This is a genomic window from Pseudomonas gingeri (genome assembly GCF_013386165.1).
GTDB classification, from domain to species: Bacteria; Pseudomonadota; Gammaproteobacteria; order Pseudomonadales; family Pseudomonadaceae; genus Aquipseudomonas; species Aquipseudomonas gingeri_C.
Window position 1 is genome coordinate 191,247 of record NZ_JACAOS010000021.1, and the last position, 20,177, is coordinate 211,423.

Consider the following 20,177-nt stretch of genomic DNA (forward strand, 5'->3'; position numbering starts at 1 on the left):
ACCCATTGATGAACCCGTCCCAACGTCAGCACTGGATCGGTGTGCTGGCCCGTGCCCGCCGCAGTGAACTACTTCCCCACGAAGCCGCCCTGCGGGATATCGATTACCAGTTGATCCGCGCCCCGGAGATCGGCATGACCCTGGTCCGTGGCCGCATGGGTGGCAACGGCGCGCCGTTCAACGTCGGCGAGATGAGCGTGACCCGCTGCGTGGTGCGCCTGGCCGATGGCCGTACCGGCTACAGCTACCTGGCCGGTCGCGACAAGGCCCATGCCGAATTGGCGGCCCTGGCGGATGCGCATTTGCAGGGCCCGCAACCGAGCCTGTGGCTCAGCGAATTGATCGCCACCCTGGCCGACGCCCAGGCCGCTCGCCGTGCGGAAAAAGAGGCGGACACCGCCGCCACCAAAGTGGAGTTTTTCACCCTGGTTCGAGGAGAGAACTGATGAACCCACAATTGTTGCAACCGGCGTTTGTCGATCCGGTACTGGATGCCCAACGCGGCTTTCGGGCTGCTCTCAAGGCGTTGGCCGAGCCGGGTCTGGCCCAGTCACTGAGCACCGCGCCAAGCCTTGAAGGCCTGGCACCCGCCACCTATGCGCTGTGCCTGGCGTTGCTGGATATGGAGACGCCGTTGTGGTTGGCACCGGCCTTCGATACGCCGCTGATCCGCGCCAACCTGGCGTTCCACTGCGGTTGCCCGTTGACCACCCGCCGGGAAGAGGCCGCGTTCGCCTTGCTCGGCGCAGAAGACCTGCTGGACCTGAGCGGCTTCGACCACGGCAATGATCGTTACCCGGACCAGTCCTGCACCTTGCTGGTCCAGTTACCCGCCCTGGACGCCGGGCGCGAGTTGCGCTGGCGCGGTCCGGGAATCGAAAACACACGGCGGATCAGCCTGCCGTTGCCCCCTGGCTTCTGGCTGGAGCGTCAACGCCGGGAGGCCTTTCCCCGTGGCCTGGATCTGCTGTTCGGCGCCGGCCAGCAACTGATCGGCTTGCCCCGCAGCACCCGGGTCGCCCATATCGCAGAGGAGCTTGCCTGATGTACGTAGCCGTCAAGGGTGGCGAACAGGCCATCGACAATGCCCACCGCCTGCTGGCGAAAAAGCGCCGCGGCGATACCGCCATCACTGAGCTGAGTGTCGAGCAGATCCGCCAGCAACTGCCCCTGGCGGTGGCCCGGGTCATGAGCGAGGGTTCGTTGTACGACGAGGAACTCGCCGCGCTGGCCATCAAGCAGGCGGCGGGGGATCTGGTGGAGGCGATCTTCCTGCTGCGGGCCTACCGCACCACGCTGCCACGCTTCAGCCCGAGCCTGCCGATCGACACGTCGCAGATGCTGCTCAGCCGTCGTTTGTCCGCCACCTTCAAGGATGTGCCCGGCGGCCAACTGCTGGGGCCGACCTTCGATTACACCCATCGCCTGCTGGACTTCGCGTTGCTGGCCGAAGGCGAATACCCAGGCCCGCAAACCACGCCTGAGGCCCGTCTCGAAGCCTGCCCAAAGGTCCTCGGTTTGCTCGCCAAGGAAGGGTTGATCAAGAACGAATCCGACGACCAAAGCGCCGTTGCCGACATCACGCGCACGCCCCTGGAGTATCCGGCCAACCGCGCCCAGCGCCTGCAGGCCCTGGCCCGTGGCGATGAGGGTTTCCTGCTGGCCCTGGGGTATTCGACCCAACGTGGCTATGGCCGTAACCACCCGTTTGCCGGGGAGATTCGGATCGGCGACGTGGAAGTGTGGATCGACCCGCAAGAGCTGGGTTTCCCCATCTGCCTGGGCAGCCTTGAAGTGACCGAATGCGAGATGGTCAACCAGTTCGTCGGTTCGGCGACGGAGCTGGCGCAGTTCACCCGCGGCTACGGCTTGGCGTTCGGGCATGCCGAGCGCAAGGCCATGGGCATGGCCCTGGTGGATCGTGCGCTGCGGGCCGAGGAGTTCAACGAGGAGATTCAGTCGCCGGCCCAGCAGGAGGAGTTTGTCCTGGCCCACTGCGACAACGTCGAGGCGGCCGGCTTTGTTTCGCACCTCAAATTACCTCACTACGTGGACTTCCAGTCCGAGCTGGAGCTGATCCGCAAATTGCGCCAAACGGCCGAGGGCAACCGCGATGAATGACCTGACCCAAGCGCCCGGGCGTGACCTGGCGTACAACTTTGCCTACCTCGATGAGCAGACCAAACGCATGATTCGCCGCGCCTTGCTCAAGGCCGTGGCGATTCCCGGCTACCAGGTGCCGTTTGGTGGTCGCGAGATGCCGTTGCCTTATGGCTGGGGCACCGGCGGCATGCAACTGACGGCGGCGATTCTGGGGGCTGACGATGTGCTCAAGGTCATCGACCAGGGCGCCGACGACACCACCAACGCGGTGTCCATCCGGCGCTTTTTCGCCCGCACGGCCGGCGTCGCCACCACCGAAAGTACACCTGAGGCCACGCTGATCCAGACCCGCCACCGGATTCCGGAAACCCCGCTGCAGGCCGGTCAGATCATGGTCTACCAGGTGCCGAACCCCGAGCCGCTGCGCTTTATCGAGCCTTCGGAAACCGAGACCCGGACCATGCACGCCCTCAACGATTACGGGGTCATGCATGTGAAGTTGTACGAGGACATCGCCACCTTCGGCCATATCGCCACCAGCTACGCCTACCCGGTGATGGTCGACGAACGTTATGTGATGGACCCGTCGCCGATTCCCAAATTCGATAACCCGAAACTCGACATGAGCCCGGCGCTGATGCTGTTTGGCGCCGGGCGCGAGAAGCGTTTGTACGCGGTGCCGCCGTTCACCCAGGTCACCAGCCTGGACTTTGAAGACCATCCCTTCGAAGTGCAGAAGTGGCAGGAGTGCTGCGCCATTTGCGGCAGCCACGAGTCGTTCCTCGACGAGTTGATCATCGACGACGCCGGCACCCAGCGGTTTGTCTGTTCCGACACCTGGTACTGCGCCCAGCGGGTCGAGCAGCAGGAGAACAATCAATGAGCCCGTCCCTGATGAAAGAGCAGCCGATGAACCTGCCCGTCGAACCGCTGTTGCGAGTGCGCGACCTGACCTTGTTGTACGGTCTGGAAAAGGGCTGCCAGGGTGTCAGCTTCGACCTCTATCCCGGTGAGGTGCTGGGGATTGTCGGTGAGTCCGGCTCGGGCAAGTCCACCTTGCTTTCTTTGTTGAGCGGGCGTTTGCCGCCCCAGCGCGGCAGCATCGGCTATCGCGGCAAGGACGGTGAATGGCTGGACCTCTATAGCGCCAGTGAAGCCGAGCGGCGCACCTTGTTGCGCACCGAATGGGGCTTTGTCGAACAGAACCCGCGGGACGGCTTGCGCATGGGCGTTTCGGCGGGCGCCAACATCGGTGAGCGCCTGATGGCCCAAGGCGTACGTAATTACCAGGCACTGCGCGGCGCCGGCCTCGACTGGCTGAGCCAGGTGGAAATCGACCCGCTGCGCATCGACGACTTGCCCCGGACCTTTTCCGGCGGCATGCAACAGCGCCTGCAGATCGCCCGCAACCTGGTGTCGAGTCCACGCCTGGTGTTTATGGATGAGCCCACCGGCGGCCTCGACGTCTCGGTACAAGCGCGTTTGCTCGACCTGCTGCGCGGCCTGGTGCGTGAGCTGGACCTGGCGGTGGTGATCGTCACCCACGACCTGGCGGTGGCGCGTCTGCTGGCCGACCGCCTGATGGTGATGCGCCGCTCACAGGTGGTGGAAACCGGGCTGACCGACCAGATCCTCGACGATCCGCAACACCCTTACTCGCAACTGCTGGTGTCTTCGGTGTTGCAGCCATGAGCCTTGTCCGTGAAGTGGAACCCAGCGTGATGACTAACTTGATCGAGGTCCGTGACCTCTCGAAAACCTTCACCTTGCATCAGCAGAACGGCGTGGTCCTCAACGTGCTGCGCGGAGTGGATTTCAGCGTGCGGGGCGGCGAGTGCCTGGTGCTGCACGGTCAGTCCGGCGCCGGTAAAAGCACCTTGCTGCGTACCTTGTACGGTAACTATCTGCCGGCGGGCGGCAGCATCCGCGTGCAGCATGCGGGCGCCTGGCTGGAGCTGGTGGGCGCCGCGCCCCGGGAGGTTCTTCAGGTGCGTCAGCAGACCCTCGGTTATGTCAGCCAGTTTCTGCGGGTCATCCCCCGTGTCGCCTGCCTGGATGTGGTGATGGAGCCGGCGCTGGCCCGGGGTTGGTCCAAGGCCCAGGCGCGTTCCCGTGCCGAGTTGTTGCTCGGTCGCTTGAACATCCCCGAGCGCCTCTGGCAGTTGGCGCCGGGCACCTTCTCCGGTGGCGAGCAGCAGCGGGTCAATATCGCCCGTGGCTTCATGGTGGCCTGGCCGGTGATGCTGCTGGACGAGCCCACCGCGTCCCTGGACGACAGCAACCGCCAGGTGGTGCTGGAACTGATGAACGAAGCCAAGGCCGGCGGTGCCGCGCTGATCGGCATTTTCCACGACCGCGCCGCCCGTGAAGCGGTGGCCGACCGTCATCTCGACATGACCCCCATTGCCGTCGCCGCAGAGGAATACGCCCATGCCCGCTGAACAGATCCTCAGCAATGCCCGCCTGGTCCTGGCCAACCGTGTGATCGAAGGTTCCGTGGTGCTGCGTGACGGGGTGATCGTCGACATCGGCGAAGGTCGCAGCCAGTTGCCCCAGGCCCAGGATCTGAACGGTGATTTCCTGTTGCCGGGCCTGGTGGAATTGCACACCGACAACCTGGAAAAACACATGACCCCGCGCCCTGGCGTGGATTGGCCATCGACTTCGGCGGTGCTCAGCCATGATGCGCAGATCATCGCTGCCGGGATCACTACGGTGTTCGACGCGGTGTCCATCGGCGACGTCAATCCCAAGGGCAATCGCATGAAAAAACTGCCGGCGATGCTGGAGGCCATTGCTTCGGCCGAGAGCGCCGGCTTGACCCGCGCCGAACACCGCCTGCACCTGCGCTGCGAACTGTGCCATCCGGACACCCTGAGCGTGTTCCGTGACCTGGTGGAAAACCCATTGGTACAACTGGTGTCGGTGATGGACCACTCGCCGGGCCAGCGTCAGTTTGTGCTGGAGTCCAAGTACCGTGAGTACTACATGGGCAAGTACCATTTGAACGACGAGACGATGGATGCCTTCATCATCCTGCAAATGGCCAACTCCAAGGAGTACAGCGACCGTTATCGCGCCGCCATCGTCGAGCACTGCCTGGCCCTTGGCCTGTCGGTGGCCAGTCATGACGACGCGACCCTGGCCCATGTCGAAGAGTCGGCGCGCTACGGCATGACCATCGCCGAGTTTCCCACCACCCTGGAAGCGGCCCGGGGCTGCCAGCGATTGGGCATGAGTGTGTTGATGGGGGCACCGAATGTAGTCCGTGGCGGCTCCCATTCGGGTAATGTGGCCGCCGCCGACCTGGCCGCCAAGGGATTGCTGGATATACTTTCCAGTGATTACTACCCGGCCAGCCTGTTGCAGGCAGCGTTCTCGCTGGCGGCGTTGGACAATAACTGCGACTTGCCCGAGGCGGTCAAGATGATCAGCCTGGCGCCGGCGCGAGCGGCCGGTTTGAGCGATCGTGGTGAAATTGCCCTTGGCCTGCGGGCGGATCTGGTTCAGGCCCGCTGCCGGGACGGGCTGCCCGTGGTGCAACAAGTCTGGCGACAAGCGAATAGGGTGTTCTGATGGTGGGAAGGTTGATCTACCTTATCGGGCCTTCGGGTTCGGGCAAGGACAGCTTGCTGGATGCCGCGCGAGTGCGCCTGGCCGAACGTGGCTGCCGTATCGCGCGGCGGGTGATCACCCGTTCGGCGGAGGCAGTGGGCGAGGCGGCCGAGGGCGTGAGCGCGGAGCAGTTCGCGGTGCTGGAGGCCCGGGGCGAGTTTGCCCTGAGCTGGCACGCCAATGGGTTGTCCTACGGCATTCCACGGGATATCGACGATTGGCTGGCGGCGGGGGAGGATGTGCTGGTCAACGGCTCCCGTGGCCATCTGGCACAGGCGCGTTTGCGTTATCCGCGGTTGTTGGTGTTGCTGCTGACGGTGGATCAGGCTGTATTACGCCAGCGCCTTTTGGCGCGTGGGCGTGAATCCCTGGCTGAAATTGATGAGCGGCTGGCACGCAATGCCCGCTTCAGTACGAACCTGATCGCCGAGGCCGTGCCGGGGTTGTGTCTGCTCGACAATTCCGGCCCGCTGGAGCGCACGGTCGAATGCTTGCTGACGTGTCTTGATGGAAAAACCACATGCGCCTGACGCTGCTCGGTACCGGCGATGCCCGGCAAGTCCCGGTCTACGGCTGCGAGTGCGCCGCCTGTGACCTGGCCCGTAGTGATGAAGCTCTGCGACGTCGGCCCTGTAGCGCGCTGATCGAATGCGCAGACCAGCGCTGGCTGATCGACAGCGGCTTGCCTGATCTCAGCGAGCGTTTCCCACCGCGAAGCTTCAGCGGTATTTTCCAGACCCATTACCACGCGGATCATGCCCAGGGTTTGCTGCATTTGCGCTGGGGACAGGGGCTGGTGATTCCGGTGCATGGGCCGGTGGACCCGGAGGGTTTGTCCGACCTCTACAAACACCCGGGCATCCTCGACTTCAGTCAGCCTTTCGCTGAATTCGAAACCCGGCACTTCGGTTCCCTCAGCGTGACGGCATTGCCGTTGCAGCACTCCAAGCCGACCCTTGGTTATCTGTTCGAAGGGGAAGGGCGGCGGATCGCCTACCTCACCGACACGGTCGGCTTGCCGCCGGCCACTGCGGCCTGGCTGCAGCGTGAGCCGCTCGACGTACTGGTACTCGACTGCTCCATGCCGCCGCAGCCTCAGGCACCGCGTAATCACAATGACCTGACGCTGGCGTTACGCAGCATCGAAGAGTTGCAGCCCGGGCAAGGGGTGTTGACCCATGTCGGGCATACGTTGGATGCATGGTTGCTGCAGCATCGCGGCGACTTGCCGGATAACGTGACGGTGGGTTGGGATGGGCGGGTGCTTTAGCCTTTCGAGTGCCCCCGCACTTTTCGCCAGACAGCAAAAAGCCCGCATGTGCGGGCTTCTTGAGATGGGGCCAGATCCTTTGGCTGGGATCCATTATGTCGGGCCTTTGTGATGAAATAATTACAGTCTGATATCAATTTGATGCATGTCGTTATTTGGAATGGCGGGCCAAAAACGACAAAGGCCTACCCGCAAAATTGCGTGTAAGCCCTTGAATTATATGGTGCCCGAAGCCGGAATCGAACCGGCACGCCCTTACGAGCGGGGGATTTTAAGTCCCATGCGTCTACCAGTTTCGCCATTCGGGCGGTAGCGCGGTAAAACAGTCTACGCGGCAGTTCTTTACGAGCCAGAGGGCCTGACAATCTGCCAGCCAATCCGATGCCTGCGCGACAAGGGGACGAATATATACATCCCCTCCCGACGAAGCAAGTTTGCTGACATCAATTCCCCGCACCACACACATTTCGCAACCATCTGATTTTCAAAGACTTGCAGGGCATCGTCACGGTCCTGCCACACCTCGAGCCATGACAAGTCCCCAAGAGCCCGCCCTGTTGGCCTGCCAGTGATGAGCCGTGTGGCGAGTGAGCATCGCCAAGCTCGTGGTGATGAGCTCGAGGCCGTGGTCGAGCGGCCAGAGGGCGGCGCGGATGTTCTCGGCCACCTCGGCTGAAACAGGGTATTTGCACATCAATGCATCCATTGCACGAGCTGCTTCGTATGTTCAGTTGACGCTCCAGATCTGCCAGGCGGTAGACGCTTGATAGCGCGGAGATTTCGTGAAATGAACGAGCAGACCAGTAAGGGACAGCTACGATGATGATACGACCACAGTCCGAGAATCACATGACCGCCAAGGATGACGCTCAGCTGTTAGATCGCCTTTTATGTGGAGAAGAAGAGGCTTACCGCCATCTGGTGGCCACAAATCAGGGCGCTATGAGGGCCGTGGCTTACGTCATAGTCGGCCGTAACCAGGTCGATGATGTGGTCCAGGAAGCATGGCTTTCGGTGGTAAGAGGACTGAAAGAGTTTCAGGGGCGCTCTTGTTTGAAGACGTGGATACTGACGATCACGTCCAATGCCGCAAAGTGTCGGTACATGCAAAAACGGCGCGAAGCGTTGTTGAATAGCCCGCCTTCGTCCTCCGGCTTTGGCGATGAGCGCTTCTCCTCGTCGGATGCTCAGTGGGGTGTCCCGCCAGTGCCCTGGCATCAGGATAGCCCTGAAGCCCTAATCGGTGAGTCTGAGTTGTACGCTTGTATCAATCAGGCGCTGGAGGACCTTTCCGAGCTACAAAGAAGCGTGCTGGTATCGAGGGAGTGTTCGGGGTTGGAGCTGACTGAAATCGCCAGGATTCATGGTCTCTCTCTCTCGAATGTGAGGGTTCTCTTGCATAGAGCTCGACTGAAGGTTTTTGCCTCTATCGAGGACTTCCAATTGGCTGGCGAGTTTTGAGTCGGGGGGCATTTTGCTCCGGTAGTGATATCAGGGCTTCTCCCGGTTTGCATATTGGATAATTAGTCGTGTGAGGGAATGTCTGTGTATATCCCATCAGATCCAAAAGTGATAGAAACGATGCTGTCGGATCGGTTTGTCCGGCGCTGGATTTTTTGGTTTCCACTTATAGTCGGTGGACTACTATTTTATATGTTTTCCGAAGGGTTGGTGCTCCCTCAAGAAATCGTGAATTCTTTTGTATGGTTGCCAGTTGCCATATTTCCATCCATAGATGTATGGGGCGAAAGATCTCGGTTTCATGAGGCGACGAGAGTGCTTTTTTCTTTTTTTGCTTATGCTGCGATATATTATGCTGTTCTGGTTGCCCGGTGGAGTGAGTACGAGAAAGCATTCGTCGGCTCGTGCGATTCATTTAAAAGGCATTTTAGGCCTTTGGTTGTGATTCTTTATATTTTTCCCTCATGGCTCTTATTGAATATAGCCCTGCCGGTAGAGGAAAAATGCTTTAGCTTGTGTATCTATGAGTCAAGGGTTATTCAGGTGATTTATATGTTTATGTTGTCTGTGTGGTTCGGATTTGGATTGGCATCGTTGTATTGGTGGATTAGGAATTTTTCGAAAATTCATCTATAAGTTGTAAATGGGTTTGCCGTGGCGGATCAAAATTCGACCCTCGCCGATGTTGCATAGCCAGCCAGCACCGCTGTGCCGGCATAGGCGCCCACGATCGCGCCAGTGACCGCGATGATCGTATTGGTCAGGAACGCGTTTACGCACGCAACGGCACCGACGGCCAGAATATTTTTAATCGGTTGCCAGCGGAGTTTTCCGGCGGTGAAATTAACAATGCTTTTGCCGCTAAAACAAAACCAGCCCAATAGCGTGGTGCCAATTAAATAATAAATTGCCTGGGCCCAGGCTGCACCGGCCACTCCCAGAACGGACACTGGACCATATCCAAAGATCAGGCACGGGGTCATTGGAATAAGGATGATAAATCCTCCCAAGATCACACATCCCGGCACCCGCATATTTCCTGTGCCTCTTATCACGCTGGCACAGGCATTCATAACCCACAGCAGCGCGATTCCTATGCAGGTCACATCCGAGTACTCCAGCGCGGCAGTTAATGAGGGACCGGAAGCTTCAAGCAGGGGATACAGGTATGGGGAGAAAAACCAGATGGACCCTGAAAATATCAACCCCAACAGGATATTGATTGCCAGCGCATGCCGCACGAGATCGTTGGCGTGAGTTGGACTCCCCGTACCCAATGCGCGTGCCACCGCCGAAGATATCCCGCCGCCCATGGCGCCTTGTGACATGTTTTGCATGAGCATAAGCAAAGGTATAACGACACCGACACCCGCAAGAACATCAGTGCTCAATTTGGCGAGAAACCAGGTTTGAATAAGGCTCGTGGCTGCCTGGGCACACATGACCAGTGTGTTGGGAGCCGCCAGGCGAAATAAAGTCTGAGGAACAGATCCTCGCAACATGGCGTCCAGACGTGGATTAAGGAGGGGGGCGCCTATGGGGACTGCGGACTCGCTGATGCTGGTCATGAGTCAAAAGCTCTCGCTAAAAGGGCGCAAGTTCAACTCTTGAGTCCACGCAGACCGTGGCTGAATATGAAGCTGCCAATACACTTGCGCAATCGCTCAATATCAAGCATGCCTTCAGCGCCTTTCTCTTGAACGGCGACTGCCGTACCTCCCGACGCGGTGATGGCGGTGGCGACCGCTTCGACTTTTTCTGCCGTTCGCCTAGCGGCGAATACCAGATAACCCTCGTGTGCGAACTGGCGACACAATGCAGCCCCCAGTCCTTTCTCCGGGCCGACCCCGATCACTACCGCCGCTGACTTTTTCATACACACCCTCTTGTTGATCAACACGTCGATGCGCCCTTGCTCACGGATAATGCGCTTGACGGCATTGACCATGGAGCTGTCATCCGTCACGTCGATAGCGATCACCTTGCCGCCCGCCGCCGCGATCTCATTCATTTGCTCGACCCGCCGCGCCACGCCATAGACCGCGTAGCCTTCGGCAATCAGTCGCAGCGCGAAGTCATTGCCCATTCCAGATGACGCGCCCGTGATCAGGGCGACGGGTTGCAGTGCCAGGTTCATATCGCTCTCCTTGGTGCTGCGTTCAGACTTGGGCGAGGCCGCCGTCGACGAAGATTTCGCTGCCGGTCATGAAGCTGCTTTCGTCGGACGCCAGGAATGCGACGACCTTTGCCTCCTCGTTGTCGTGGCCCGTTCGCCCAAGGGGGGTGATAGAGGCGGCGAAGTCGAAGAAGCCTTTGAGCTCGTCATTCTTGACGCCGGTCTTTTCGTGCCCCGGTGTTTCGATGACGCCTGGACTCACGGCATTAGAAACCGCAACAGCACGCGGTCTCAGGCTTGCTGCTGCGGCTTGCAGTTCAGCCTTCCGGCGCCCGGTGAGGTAAACCCGGGCGGCACCCTCGTCGAGGAATGTTTTGGCAGTAGCGAGGCCGATGCCGGAATTGGTACCGGTAATGACCGCGATCTTTCCTGTGAGTCTAGGCATGACTATCCTCGGATAGCTGATTTCGGGGAGCGGCATCGACTATTGGCGATGCCTTGGGTGATGACTGATTTACGGGTGTGCCGTGTTCAGTTGGCTCACGAGCGCGTCGGCAAAGGCGTGGTCGGAGAACGGCTGCTGACCGGTAATCAGCTCGCGGTCGACCACGACGTGTGGCTGCCAGGCCGCCGCGTTGTCAACCGTCGCACCGGCCTTGGCCAGGGCGGCATCGTTGTAAAACAGCACCGAACCTTTCAATTGAGTCGGTTCAAGTTGCTTCTCTTCGTCCGCCGAGAAAACGGTCAGTTTGTAGCCCGCGTAAGGCCAGCCCTTGGCCAGGGATTTCACTGCTTTTTCATCGCCGGCGATGAGGGCTTTGTCGAAGGCGACGGGATCAGGCAGGGCAGCAAGCAAGGCGATAGGGCCGTGGCAGATGATCCCGGTCGGGCGACCGCTGGTGTGGAACTGAGTCAGGATCTTGCCCAGGTCCTTGTCCTTCATCAGGTCCTGCATCGGTGCGTGTCCACCGGGCATGAACAACCCCTTGAATTGCACGGTGCCTTTGGCGGCGACACTCGACAGCTTCATCGGATGCTTCAGGCCATCGAAGCTGGCGACAAAGCGCAGGGCTTCATTGCGTTTGGCGGCATCGCCAGCGAAAAACATGTCGGCGTTGGAGCTGGCGTCCATCTGTGGCTCATTGCCTGTCGGGTCGGCAAAAACCGGGGTGTAGCCGGCATCGACGATCGCCTTCAGTGGCGTGGCGAGTTCGTTCAGGTAATAACCCGTCTCGTACTTTTTGCCGTCCTTGAGGTCAAGCACTTTGGCGCTGGACATCACCACCAGCACTTTGCCTTTCGACGGCTCGGCAGCGTATGCGTTAGAGATGGCCAAGCCCAAGGCCAACAGTGCGCCGCCCATTTTCAGTAATTTCATGCTCGTACTCCTACCCATTATCAGGCGTGTTCGTAAAGGTGCCGTTGATTCAGGCCTTGCCTGATTTCGGTCAGATTACTGAGCAAAGGACTTAGGCCTCCATGTCGGATATCCATCTTTTTAGGACAGGAAAATGCGTCGCTTAAAATGTCCGAAAAAGGCGCATATGTGACGTAGGTGTGGGCGCGGCGCGGCTTGTACCCTTTAATTAAGCGGTGGGCAGAACGCCCAGGCGTGAGGCGCTCTTCGCATTCGATAAGGATTCGTCCTCTGCCTGGGCGGGGCGGAGGGCAAGTGCGGCAGAGAAGGGGGGGCTCAGTCCGAGAAATCAATCATCTGGGCTTCGGTCACACGCTTGATGGCCTGGGGCGATTGGCCGAACGCGCGCAGGAAGGAGCGCCGCATCCGATCCCGGTCACCGAACCCGCAGTCCCGGGCGATGATGTCGAGGGAAAAACGACCTTCCTCCATCATTATCCGCGCCGCCTCGACGCGCAGATGTTCAATGGCTTTGGCGGGCGAGCTTCCGGTTTCTTCACGGAAGATTCGACTGAACTGACGGGGACTCAGATGGGCGATCTCGGCGAGGTCTTCCACCGACAGTTCGGCGCCCAGGTTTTCTTTCGCGTAGATGAGCGTGCTCTGGATCCGGTCGGTTTTCGGGTCCAATTCCAGCAAGGTGGAAAATTGCGACTGGCCGCCTGAACGCCGATGATGCACGACCATTTTTTTCGCCACATTGCGCGCGAGTTCAGTGCCCAGGTCCTTTTCCACAATGGCCAGGGCGAGGTCGATGCCCGCCGTCATACCGGCCGATGTCCACATCGCGCCATCGATGACGAAGATACGGTCCTCTTCCAATCGCACGTCCGGATAGGCCGCTCGAAAGGCCCGCGCATGCGCCCAGTGCGTGGTGGCTCGGCGTCCCTCCAGCAGGCCTGCCTGAGCGACGACAAACGCCCCCGTGCACACCGCAGTGATGCGTTTGGAGGTGGCCACCGAACTGCGCAGAAAATCGAGCAGGCCCTGTGAAACGTTATCTGTGTTGTTATTGCCGATGACGATCAGCGTGTCGTATTGCGCGTCCTTGAAGCAGGTGGTTTCCATCCCGAAGCCGAGGGAGGAGGGCACGATACCGCCATGTTCGGAGATGACGGTCAGGGTGTAGGAGGGGCCATGCATATCGTTGGCTGTTTCGAAGACCGCTGATACAGCGAGCCCCAATACCTGGAAACCAGGGTAAATCACGAGTCCGACGGTCGTCATGGCGCACTCCAGCGGTTCAGTCAGGATGTCTCAAAAGGTCGCATGCATATATTTGAGCCATTCTTGCACATTCTCTTCTCCCCTGCAGCCGTGCACGTCATAGCGGTCGTACTGTTGCGTGCTCCTCCTCAAAAAACATAGATGACGCAAGATGATGGCGTGCTTTTCTGACAAAAAACGAAGCGTCCATCGGTTCGGGTCCACGCAAAACGCTTTGTCTGAAAAAGGTGGATATATGACATTCATGACGTTGGGGGAAGTCGTAGTCTGAGTGACCGAAGTTTGTCGGTTAACTTTTTTGGAGAAAGACATGAGCACTGCACCGTCCAAAGGCACCGCCCTCATCACCGGTTCATCCACCGGCATTGGCGCCATCTACGCTGATCGCTTGGCTAAACGCGGCTATGACCTGATCCTGGTCGCCCGTAACGAAGAACGCCTGAAAGCGCTTTCCAGCAAGCTGAGTGCTGAAACCGGCCGCTCGATCAAAACCCTCGTAGTGGATCTGAACAACAAGGCTGCCTTGGCCACCGTTGAAGCCGTGTTGCGCGATGACGCCAGCATCACCATGCTGGTGAACAATGCCGGTGTTGGTTCGGTGGCTTCGATCCTGAAGGGCGATGTCGAGGCGATGGACAACATGATCGCACTGAACATCACCGCGCTGACCCGCCTGACTTACGCCGTTGCACCGGCCTTCGTGGCCCGCGGCACTGGCACCATCATCAACATTTCCTCGGTCGTGGGTATCGCCGTTGAAGCGCTGAATGGCGTGTACGGCGCATCGAAATCCTACGTCCTCAGCTTCGGTCACACCCTGCAACGTGACCTTGGCGACAAAGGCGTGCGAATCCAGAGCGTATTGCCAGGCGCAACCGCCACGGAATTCTGGGATGTGGCCGGTTACGCGCCACAGAAGACCGGCGCAAACACCATGTCTGCAAACGATCTCGTCGACGCTGCGCTGGCCGGCCTGGACCTGGGCGAACGGGTGACCATTCCAGGCTTGCATGAGGCTGACGGATGGACCCAATGGGAAGCTGACCGTCGCACCATTTCGTCGAAATTCTCCAACGCCAAACCTGCTCCTCGCTACGCCATTTAAGCAAACGCACGCCTTTTCATAACCGAGCCCCATGGTTTGCCGCACAGGCGGCATACCAGGGCACGCTGCCCAGCCGCGCCTCAAGGTCCTGCACAAACTGGCCGACATGATTCGTCAGGTTTATTTCACCGCGTAAAACTTGCGCACATACCCGGTGCTTTTCCAGGCACATGACGCGCCTTGCGGTACGAACACCGTGTCGCCGGTGTTGACCGTCAGGCTCGTCCCCTCAGGTCCCTGCAGGATCACACTGCCTTCAATCAGATGCATCAATTCATTGAGTTTATGCGCTCGACCCTGGCGTTCGTAGGGCGTCGAGTCCCAGACGCCGACGCGCAGCTCGCTGCTGGCGTCTTCGAAGGCATTGCCTGAGCGGCACTGCGGCGTCGGTCCGACCAGTATCTGGGCTTCCGGTGCCGCCGAAGGGGAGAGCAGCGCTCGTGGGTCGAGCGCTGTCAAGCCAGGTATTGGCTGGGCAGTGGCGCCGATTACCGCACAGAATGCCCAGCGTGTATCGGGTTGCGCCAGCAGTCGGAGCGAAGCGCCGCGGCCAATCACGGCGCTCGCACCGATCCCCAGTTTCAGTGTCTGGCCTTGGGACTGCAGCACGACGTTGCCGGCGTGGATCACGATCATTTCGGTGTGCGGAAAGACCTCGATATCGAGCGTCTGACCGGTGCTCACGATCCCCGCGCAAATACCGTCGCTCCCGCTGTAGGCGACCTGACGATATTCCCCGAAGGGATCGGTAGCGCTCAAGGGCGCTGTTTTGAAAGGCGTGGTGACACGGCTGCCGTCGGCGCGAGCCAAGAGCAGAGCGGTAGATTCAGACATGCAGGTGACGCTCCCTGGAAATGGGCGGTTGAAGGGGGATGGCGGCGGTTTCTGCGCGCGCCGTGGTCAACCTATGGCTTGGCTGACGAGAGCGAACTGTTGGACGCCGTTGACCGCTTGCGGTGGTGTGCCCCGTGCCATTTGCGCCACGGTGTCGACCTGGGTGAGACCGGCCGAGGCCAGCCACTCGCTCAGGCCACTGTCCGCCGGAATGTCGATGCGCACGAAGGCGTCCGGCACTTGGGCCAGTAACGCGGCGATCAGGTGTTTGGCCTGTTCGGGGGTTTCTGCAACCACCGGGCCGATGCAACGACCGCGACCAAATGGACGCAGCAGGGCGAAGGCGCACAACTGGCCGTCACGCTCGATGCCCACTGCATGCTCGACCACATCCTGCAGGTCCGTGAGCACGGTTTTGCGCTCCAGCCCGCTGGCTGCATTGGCCAGCGCCAGCTGCCGCGCCTGGTCGGTTCCGTGCAGCGGGCGACACGTTTCACCGTCGGCCAGCGGCTCGGGGGCGGGCGCATGGGCTTGACCTTGATGCTGCTGAATCCGGCCGAATTCGATAAAACCCTGGCTGCTGTACAGCGGTGCGCCGGCCAAGGTGGCGTTCAGCATCGGAGTGCGTGAGTGGCAGGCGGCGAGGGCCTTTTCCATCAACCGGCGGCCGATGCCCTGACCCTGATAGTCGTCGCTGACGATCACCAGGCCGATGGTGGCGAACGTGCCTTGCGGGCAGGCGAAGGCCGTGCCGATCAGGCGTTCACCATCCAAGGCCACAAAACCATCGCTGACCCGTTGCAACATGGCCCAGTCGTCCAGGCGATGGGGCCACTTCAGTTGCATGGACAAGGCATGGGCCGAGGGTAGATCGGCGTCCGTCATCGGGCGATAGACATAAGCAACAGGTTGCGAGGCGGACATGGAGAGTCTCCGTTGTGCGGTGTACACGAGCGATCGGTTTTGCGCTGCGAGGTGCCTGTATCCCATCTGTGTGAAGGCCTGGCAAGGGGGGCTGGCACATTCGGCAGATTCCTCGCGCCCAAAGCCGACAGACCACACTTACTACTTAATTGCACTGCAAGGTCGGCAGCAAATGCTTGGGTTTTTTTTCTACGATGGAGGCCTGGGTTCACGACTCGCCGGCCCTTTTCTGGAGTGCTCCATGGATAGCTTCGATCCTCGTCTTATCGCTGTGCGCAGCGCTCATTTCATTGCTGGCCAATACCGCGATGCCCCACCGGAACTGGAGGTTGTGCGACCCTCGGATGGCCAGGTCCATGCCCAGTTGCCGATCGCCGATGCCGACCTTGTGGATGAAGCCGTCGAGGCGGCCTGGCAGGCTTTTCAGGGCAGCGATTGGGCCAGCTGTCCACCGCGTGAGCGGGCGCGGGTCATGCGTCGCTGGGCCGATCTGATTGAAGCCGACGCTGCCGTTCTGGCGCCCCTGGAGGCGGTGGGTTCGACCCGTCCCCATAAAGATGTGATCGCCTGGGATATTCCTTACGTCGCCGAGGGCATTCGCTTCTTTGCCGAGTTGGCGGACAAGCACGGCGGCGAGGTTGCCGCCACCCAGACCGACCGGCTGGGTCTGCAGATCGCCGAACCTTATGGAGTGATTGCCGCCATTGCGCCGTGGAATTTCCCCTTGAGCATGGCCTCCTGGAAAGTCGCCCCGGCATTGGCGGCCGGTAATGCCGTGGTCCTCAAACCGTCGGAACTGACCCCGTTCTCCAGCCTGCGCTTTGCCGAACTGGCAGTGCAGGCGGGCATGCCGGCTGGAATCTTCAATGTGGTCCAGGGCGATGGCCGTATCACCGGCGATGCCTTGTGCCGTCATCCCCGGGTGGGAAAGGTGACCTTTACCGGTTCCACCACGACCGGCTCGAGCATCATGTCCACCTGTGCGCTGGTGGGGCCCAAACCGGTCACCCTGGAGCTGGGTGGCAAGAGCCCGCAACTGGTCTTCGCCGATGTGCCGGATATCGCCAAGACCGCTCGTACGGTGGCCCTGGCCATTACCGGAAATGCCGGGCAGGTGTGCGTCTCGGGTTCCCGGTTATTGATCCAGCGTTCGATCATGGAACCGTTCATGGCCCACTTGCAGGCGTATTTCGAGGAACTGCGCCCCGGCCCGACCTGGTCGCCCGAGAGCACGCTGTCGCCGATCATTTCCCGGCTGCAAGCCGCCCGCATCGATGGCATCGTCCAGCGCTCGCGTCAGGCGGGTGCCGAAGTGCTCACGGGCGGCGGGCTCTTCGAAGGCCTGGGGGGCGCCTATTACCAGCCGACCTTGCTGGCCGGCCTGGACAACCAGAACCCGGCGGTCTGTGAGGAGATCTTTGGCCCGGTGTTGACGGTGCAGGCCTTCGATGACGAAGAGCAGGCGCTGAGCCTGGCGGCGCATGGGACTTACGGCTTGGCGGCGGGTGTGCATACGGCCGATCTCAATCGCGCCCTGCGCCTGGTTCGACGCCTGGAAGCGGGGACCGTGTGGGTCAATCGTTATGGACGCAGTAACGACTACATCCTGCCGACCGGCGGCTACAAACGTTCGGGTATTGGCAAGGATCTGGGGCGCGAAGCGTTCGAGGCCAATTTGCGCTTCAAGAGTGTGTTGATCGATATCGCCGGTTAATCGGCCACCTGCAAAAACGCTCGATTGCACCCATGAACGGGCGCTTCCTCAGGGAAGCGCCCGTTTTCGTTCTGCCCGGCGCAGGTTCTGCGGTGGTTCCGTGCGCATTGAGCTCCGATAGGGCTATAAAGGTCCATAAGAGCGCATGAATACGGGGTTTGCCCAAGGCTGGAGCGACCCGCAAAGTCTGCTGAGGGGAGGTGCTAAAACGGTGGTTTGTATTGAGCAGAGGTCGCTTTTAACGCCATCTGCTGATTTCACGGTGTTGTAATGACGATGTGCTGCAGCGTTGCATCGCCGCCCCGCAAGCAAGGCGAACGCGTGCCACACCATGACCTCAACGAACCTCAGGACCGCACTCAATGAGCTTTCTTCGTCCCAAATTCATTACGTTCGACTGCTATGGCACCCTGACCAATTTCCATATGGGAACGATGACTCGCGAGCTGTTCGCCGATCGTGTCGTGCCCGAGCAGATGGACCAGTTCGTCAAGGACTTCTCCGCCTATCGCCTGGACCAGGTCATGGGTGACTGGATGCCGTATGACGAAATCCTCAAGACCGCCCTGGCGCGAACCTGCAAGCGTTGGGGCGTCGAGTACAGGGGCGAAGGCCAGCTTTACTACGACGCCGTACCAACCTGGGGCCCCCATGCCGACGTGCCGGCCGGCCTGTCGAAAATCGCCGACAAGATCCCCCTGGTAATTTTTTCCAACGCCAGCGACAGCCAGATCATGTCCAACGTCGACAAGCTGGGTGCGCCGTTCCACAAGGTCTTCACCGCTGAACAGGCCCAGGCCTACAAGCCACGTCTGGCAGCGTTCGAGTACATGCTCGACAACCTCAACTGCGGCCCGGAGGACATCTTGCATGTGTCGTCGAGCTTCCGTTACGACCTGATGCCGGCCCACGATATGAAGATCAAGAACAAGGCCTTTGTCGCCCGTGGCCACGAAGTCCCCGGCAATGCCTTCTACGGCTATCAGCAGATCGCCGATATCGGTGGACTGCCGGCACTGGTCGGCCTGTAAGTCATAACGGCGCTCTTCAAGGCAAAAGGGGTTAGACATGGGCAGTGAATCCTACTGGCTCGACACCGCACCGGCCTTCACCGGTGCCCAGCTCGGCGCATTGCCCGGGCAGGTCGATGTGGCCATCGTCGGTGGTGGTTTCACCGGGTTGGCGGCGGCTCGGGCGTTGGCCTTGAAGGGCGCCAGTGTGGTGGTGCTCGAAGCCGGGCGGGTGATCGGCGAGGCCTCGGGGCGCAACGGGGGCCAGTGCAACACCGGGGTTGCCCAGGATTATGCCGGCCTCAGCGCCAGTCTCGGTGCCGATAAGGCGCGGGCCTATTACCAGGCCTACGAAAGTGCGGTGCAGAGCGTGGTGTCGCTGGTCGAGCAGGAAGGTATTGCCTGCGACCTGGTCCGCAACGGCAAGCTCAAGCTGGCAGCCAAGCCGATGCACTACGAGGGGCTGGCGCGCACCTGTGAATTGATTCGCAGGGAAGTCGATGCCGATGTCGAGCTGCTGGGCGCGGAGCAGATCCGCACTGAAGTGAATTCTGCCCAGTTCCACGGTGGCTTGCTGCAGCGCAATGGGGTGCAGATGCACGTCGGGCGTTTTGGTGTCGGCCTGGCTGAATCCGCCGCGCGTCGTGGTGCCCTGATTTATCAAGGCACTGCGGTGCTGGACTGGAAAGCCCAGGCCGGCGGCTATCGGCTCAACACCAGCAAGGGGTCGCTGCACGCCGGGCAAGTCTTGCTGGCCACCGGTGCCTGTCAGCACGGCGGATTGGGCTGGTACCGGCGGCGGATCGTGCCGGTGGGCAGTTTTGTCATTGCCACCGAAGTCCTGCCGTCGGCGTTGATCGAGCAATTGCTGCCGGGCCGGCGTGCCTATGTCACCAGCCGCATGATCGGCAACTACTTCCGCTTGACCCCGGACAACCGCCTGCTGTTCGGTGGCCGCGCGCGGTTTGCGATGTCCGACAGCGTCAACGACGCTAAGAGCGGCAAGGTCCTGCAAGCCGCCATGGTGCAGATGTTCCCGCAGTTGGCCAACGTGAAGATCGACTACTGCTGGGGCGGGCTGGTGGACATGACCTCCGACCGCCTGCCGCGGGCCGGCCAGCACGGCGGGGTTTATCACTCCATGGGCTACAGCGGCCACGGGGTGCAGATGTCGGTGCACATGGGGCAGGTCATGGCCGAAGTGATGGCCGGCAACGTCGAGGCCAACCCCTGGCGCGAACTCGAATGGCCGGCGATTCCCGGGCACTTCGGCAAACCCTGGTTCCTGCCGCTGGTGGGCGCCTATTACCGCTTCCAGGACTATTTGCATTGAATTGATGTTGTGGTGTCACCGTCGTTTGCGTTTCCAGCACGCTCCGGA

21 protein-coding genes and 1 tRNA gene are annotated in these 20,177 nt (G+C 60.6%); 14 read left to right on the forward strand and 8 right to left on the reverse strand.

The features are described from left to right. The first annotated feature begins 8 nt into the window (after positions 1 to 8). The 9 genes from phnG to phnP are packed head-to-tail and all read left to right on the forward strand — an operon-like array spanning position 9 to position 6,988. Positions 9 to 446, forward strand: coding sequence for a phosphonate C-P lyase system protein PhnG (gene phnG / locus HX866_RS25975; RefSeq protein WP_177140667.1), 438 nt, complete (start codon positions 9 to 11; stop codon positions 444 to 446). Then, entirely contained in the window at positions 446 to 1,045 is a 600-nt protein-coding gene (gene phnH, locus HX866_RS25980) for a phosphonate C-P lyase system protein PhnH (protein WP_177140668.1), read from the forward strand. The genes phnG and phnH overlap by 1 nt, the downstream gene beginning before the upstream one ends. After that, positions 1,045 to 2,121 (forward strand): carbon-phosphorus lyase complex subunit PhnI, encoded by a 1,077-nt coding sequence (locus HX866_RS25985; RefSeq protein WP_177140669.1) that lies wholly within the window; start codon positions 1,045 to 1,047, stop codon positions 2,119 to 2,121. The genes phnH and HX866_RS25985 overlap by 1 nt, the downstream gene beginning before the upstream one ends. Beyond that, positions 2,114 to 2,986 (forward strand): alpha-D-ribose 1-methylphosphonate 5-phosphate C-P-lyase PhnJ, encoded by an 873-nt coding sequence (locus HX866_RS25990; RefSeq protein WP_177097487.1) that lies wholly within the window; start codon positions 2,114 to 2,116, stop codon positions 2,984 to 2,986. The genes HX866_RS25985 and HX866_RS25990 overlap by 8 nt, the downstream gene beginning before the upstream one ends. Further along, positions 2,983 to 3,795: a phosphonate C-P lyase system protein PhnK gene (gene phnK / locus HX866_RS25995; RefSeq protein ID WP_177097485.1), complete on the forward strand. Its 813-nt coding sequence runs from the start codon at positions 2,983 to 2,985 to the stop codon at positions 3,793 to 3,795. The genes HX866_RS25990 and phnK overlap by 4 nt, the downstream gene beginning before the upstream one ends. A 29-nt stretch (positions 3,796 to 3,824) precedes the next feature. Beyond that, entirely contained in the window at positions 3,825 to 4,544 is a 720-nt protein-coding gene (gene phnL, locus HX866_RS26000) for a phosphonate C-P lyase system protein PhnL (RefSeq protein WP_177097483.1), read from the forward strand. After that, complete coding sequence (locus tag HX866_RS26005) at positions 4,534 to 5,679, forward strand: alpha-D-ribose 1-methylphosphonate 5-triphosphate diphosphatase (protein ID WP_177097481.1); 1,146 nt, start codon at positions 4,534 to 4,536, stop codon at positions 5,677 to 5,679. The genes phnL and HX866_RS26005 overlap by 11 nt, the downstream gene beginning before the upstream one ends. Continuing rightward, the gene (gene phnN / locus HX866_RS26010; protein ID WP_177097480.1) at positions 5,679 to 6,248 is read left to right on the forward strand and encodes a phosphonate metabolism protein/1,5-bisphosphokinase (PRPP-forming) PhnN; all 570 of its coding nucleotides are present in this window, start codon (positions 5,679 to 5,681) and stop codon (positions 6,246 to 6,248) included. Before HX866_RS26005 ends, phnN begins: the two co-directional genes overlap by 1 nt. Further along, positions 6,239 to 6,988: a phosphonate metabolism protein PhnP gene (gene phnP, locus HX866_RS26015; protein WP_177097478.1), complete on the forward strand. Its 750-nt coding sequence runs from the start codon at positions 6,239 to 6,241 to the stop codon at positions 6,986 to 6,988. Before phnN ends, phnP begins: the two co-directional genes overlap by 10 nt. A 221-nt stretch (positions 6,989 to 7,209) precedes the next feature. Here phnP and HX866_RS26020 read toward each other — a convergent pair. Continuing rightward, positions 7,210 to 7,296: transfer RNA gene (locus HX866_RS26020), tRNA-Leu, on the reverse strand. Positions 7,297 to 7,837: 541 nt separating this feature from the next. Between HX866_RS26020 and HX866_RS26025 the strand changes: the two genes are divergently transcribed. Beyond that, a complete protein-coding gene (locus HX866_RS26025) occupies positions 7,838 to 8,449 on the forward strand; it encodes an RNA polymerase sigma factor (protein ID WP_177140670.1) in 612 nt (203 codons plus the stop codon). 662 nt (positions 8,450 to 9,111) lie between these two features. Here HX866_RS26025 and HX866_RS26030 read toward each other — a convergent pair. The 5 genes from HX866_RS26030 to HX866_RS26055 form a co-directional block, all read right to left on the reverse strand. Next, positions 9,112 to 10,017, reverse strand: coding sequence for an MATE family efflux transporter (locus HX866_RS26030; protein ID WP_177140671.1), 906 nt, complete (start codon positions 10,015 to 10,017; stop codon positions 9,112 to 9,114). Positions 10,018 to 10,049: 32 nt separating this feature from the next. Then, a complete protein-coding gene (locus HX866_RS34095) occupies positions 10,050 to 10,586 on the reverse strand; it encodes an SDR family NAD(P)-dependent oxidoreductase (protein WP_218179776.1) in 537 nt (178 codons plus the stop codon). Positions 10,587 to 10,608: 22 nt separating this feature from the next. Then, a complete protein-coding gene (locus HX866_RS26045) occupies positions 10,609 to 11,010 on the reverse strand; it encodes an SDR family oxidoreductase (RefSeq protein WP_177097470.1) in 402 nt (133 codons plus the stop codon). A gap of 69 nt (positions 11,011 to 11,079) precedes the next feature. Beyond that, a complete protein-coding gene (locus tag HX866_RS26050; RefSeq protein WP_177097468.1) occupies positions 11,080 to 11,943 on the reverse strand; it encodes a type 1 glutamine amidotransferase domain-containing protein in 864 nt (287 codons plus the stop codon). A gap of 315 nt (positions 11,944 to 12,258) precedes the next feature. Then, positions 12,259 to 13,209, reverse strand: a complete 951-nt coding sequence (locus HX866_RS26055) for a GlxA family transcriptional regulator (RefSeq protein WP_177097466.1) — start codon at positions 13,207 to 13,209, stop codon at positions 12,259 to 12,261. A gap of 310 nt (positions 13,210 to 13,519) precedes the next feature. Here HX866_RS26055 and HX866_RS26060 point away from each other — a divergent pair, with 310 nt between their 5' ends. Next, positions 13,520 to 14,314, forward strand: coding sequence for an SDR family NAD(P)-dependent oxidoreductase (locus HX866_RS26060; RefSeq protein ID WP_177097657.1), 795 nt, complete (start codon positions 13,520 to 13,522; stop codon positions 14,312 to 14,314). Positions 14,315 to 14,434: 120 nt separating this feature from the next. Here HX866_RS26060 and HX866_RS26065 read toward each other — a convergent pair whose 3' ends face one another. Together HX866_RS26065 and HX866_RS26070 are read right to left on the reverse strand one after the other, a co-directional pair. After that, positions 14,435 to 15,148, reverse strand: coding sequence for a cupin domain-containing protein (locus HX866_RS26065; RefSeq protein WP_177097464.1), 714 nt, complete (start codon positions 15,146 to 15,148; stop codon positions 14,435 to 14,437). Between the two features lie 66 nt (positions 15,149 to 15,214). Further along, positions 15,215 to 16,072 (reverse strand): GNAT family N-acetyltransferase, encoded by an 858-nt coding sequence (locus HX866_RS26070; RefSeq protein WP_177097462.1) that lies wholly within the window; start codon positions 16,070 to 16,072, stop codon positions 15,215 to 15,217. Between the two features lie 241 nt (positions 16,073 to 16,313). On the opposite strand from HX866_RS26070, the gene HX866_RS26075 reads away from it, so the two are divergent. The 3 genes from HX866_RS26075 to HX866_RS26085 all read left to right on the forward strand — a co-directional run bounded on the left by HX866_RS26075 (position 16,314) and on the right by HX866_RS26085 (position 20,129). After that, positions 16,314 to 17,786 carry an aldehyde dehydrogenase family protein gene (locus HX866_RS26075; protein WP_177140672.1) on the forward strand — a complete coding sequence of 491 codons (1,473 nt, stop codon included), beginning with the start codon at positions 16,314 to 16,316 and terminating at the stop codon, positions 17,784 to 17,786. Positions 17,787 to 18,148: 362 nt separating this feature from the next. After that, complete coding sequence (locus HX866_RS26080; protein WP_177097458.1) at positions 18,149 to 18,817, forward strand: haloacid dehalogenase type II; 669 nt, start codon at positions 18,149 to 18,151, stop codon at positions 18,815 to 18,817. A 37-nt stretch (positions 18,818 to 18,854) separates the two neighbouring features. Further along, complete coding sequence (locus tag HX866_RS26085; protein WP_177104347.1) at positions 18,855 to 20,129, forward strand: NAD(P)/FAD-dependent oxidoreductase; 1,275 nt, start codon at positions 18,855 to 18,857, stop codon at positions 20,127 to 20,129. The last annotated feature ends 48 nt before the right edge of the window (positions 20,130 to 20,177 follow it).

Bases quoted from the DNA above. Each gene is read 5' to 3' on its own strand.
- phnG (WP_177140667.1), top strand. From the start codon at position 9: ATGAACCCGTCCCAACGTCAGCACTGGATCGGTGTGCTGGCCCGTGCC.
- phnH (WP_177140668.1), top strand. From the start codon at position 446: ATGAACCCACAATTGTTGCAACCGGCGTTTGTCGATCCGGTACTGGAT.
- HX866_RS25985 (WP_177140669.1), top strand. From the start codon at position 1,045: ATGTACGTAGCCGTCAAGGGTGGCGAACAGGCCATCGACAATGCCCAC.
- HX866_RS25990 (WP_177097487.1), top strand. From the start codon at position 2,114: ATGAATGACCTGACCCAAGCGCCCGGGCGTGACCTGGCGTACAACTTT.
- phnK (WP_177097485.1), top strand. From the start codon at position 2,983: ATGAGCCCGTCCCTGATGAAAGAGCAGCCGATGAACCTGCCCGTCGAA.
- phnL (WP_177097483.1), top strand. From the start codon at position 3,825: ATGACTAACTTGATCGAGGTCCGTGACCTCTCGAAAACCTTCACCTTG.
- HX866_RS26005 (WP_177097481.1), top strand. From the start codon at position 4,534: ATGCCCGCTGAACAGATCCTCAGCAATGCCCGCCTGGTCCTGGCCAAC.
- phnN (WP_177097480.1), top strand. From the start codon at position 5,679: ATGGTGGGAAGGTTGATCTACCTTATCGGGCCTTCGGGTTCGGGCAAG.
- phnP (WP_177097478.1), top strand. From the start codon at position 6,239: ATGCGCCTGACGCTGCTCGGTACCGGCGATGCCCGGCAAGTCCCGGTC.
- HX866_RS26025 (WP_177140670.1), top strand. From the start codon at position 7,838: ATGACCGCCAAGGATGACGCTCAGCTGTTAGATCGCCTTTTATGTGGA.
- HX866_RS26030 (WP_177140671.1), bottom strand. From the start codon at position 10,017: ATGACCAGCATCAGCGAGTCCGCAGTCCCCATAGGCGCCCCCCTCCTT.
- HX866_RS34095 (WP_218179776.1), bottom strand. From the start codon at position 10,586: ATGAACCTGGCACTGCAACCCGTCGCCCTGATCACGGGCGCGTCATCT.
- HX866_RS26045 (WP_177097470.1), bottom strand. From the start codon at position 11,010: ATGCCTAGACTCACAGGAAAGATCGCGGTCATTACCGGTACCAATTCC.
- HX866_RS26050 (WP_177097468.1), bottom strand. From the start codon at position 11,943: ATGAAATTACTGAAAATGGGCGGCGCACTGTTGGCCTTGGGCTTGGCC.
- HX866_RS26055 (WP_177097466.1), bottom strand. From the start codon at position 13,209: ATGACGACCGTCGGACTCGTGATTTACCCTGGTTTCCAGGTATTGGGG.
- HX866_RS26060 (WP_177097657.1), top strand. From the start codon at position 13,520: ATGAGCACTGCACCGTCCAAAGGCACCGCCCTCATCACCGGTTCATCC.
- HX866_RS26065 (WP_177097464.1), bottom strand. From the start codon at position 15,148: ATGTCTGAATCTACCGCTCTGCTCTTGGCTCGCGCCGACGGCAGCCGT.
- HX866_RS26070 (WP_177097462.1), bottom strand. From the start codon at position 16,072: ATGTCCGCCTCGCAACCTGTTGCTTATGTCTATCGCCCGATGACGGAC.
- HX866_RS26075 (WP_177140672.1), top strand. From the start codon at position 16,314: ATGGATAGCTTCGATCCTCGTCTTATCGCTGTGCGCAGCGCTCATTTC.
- HX866_RS26080 (WP_177097458.1), top strand. From the start codon at position 18,149: ATGAGCTTTCTTCGTCCCAAATTCATTACGTTCGACTGCTATGGCACC.
- HX866_RS26085 (WP_177104347.1), top strand. From the start codon at position 18,855: ATGGGCAGTGAATCCTACTGGCTCGACACCGCACCGGCCTTCACCGGT.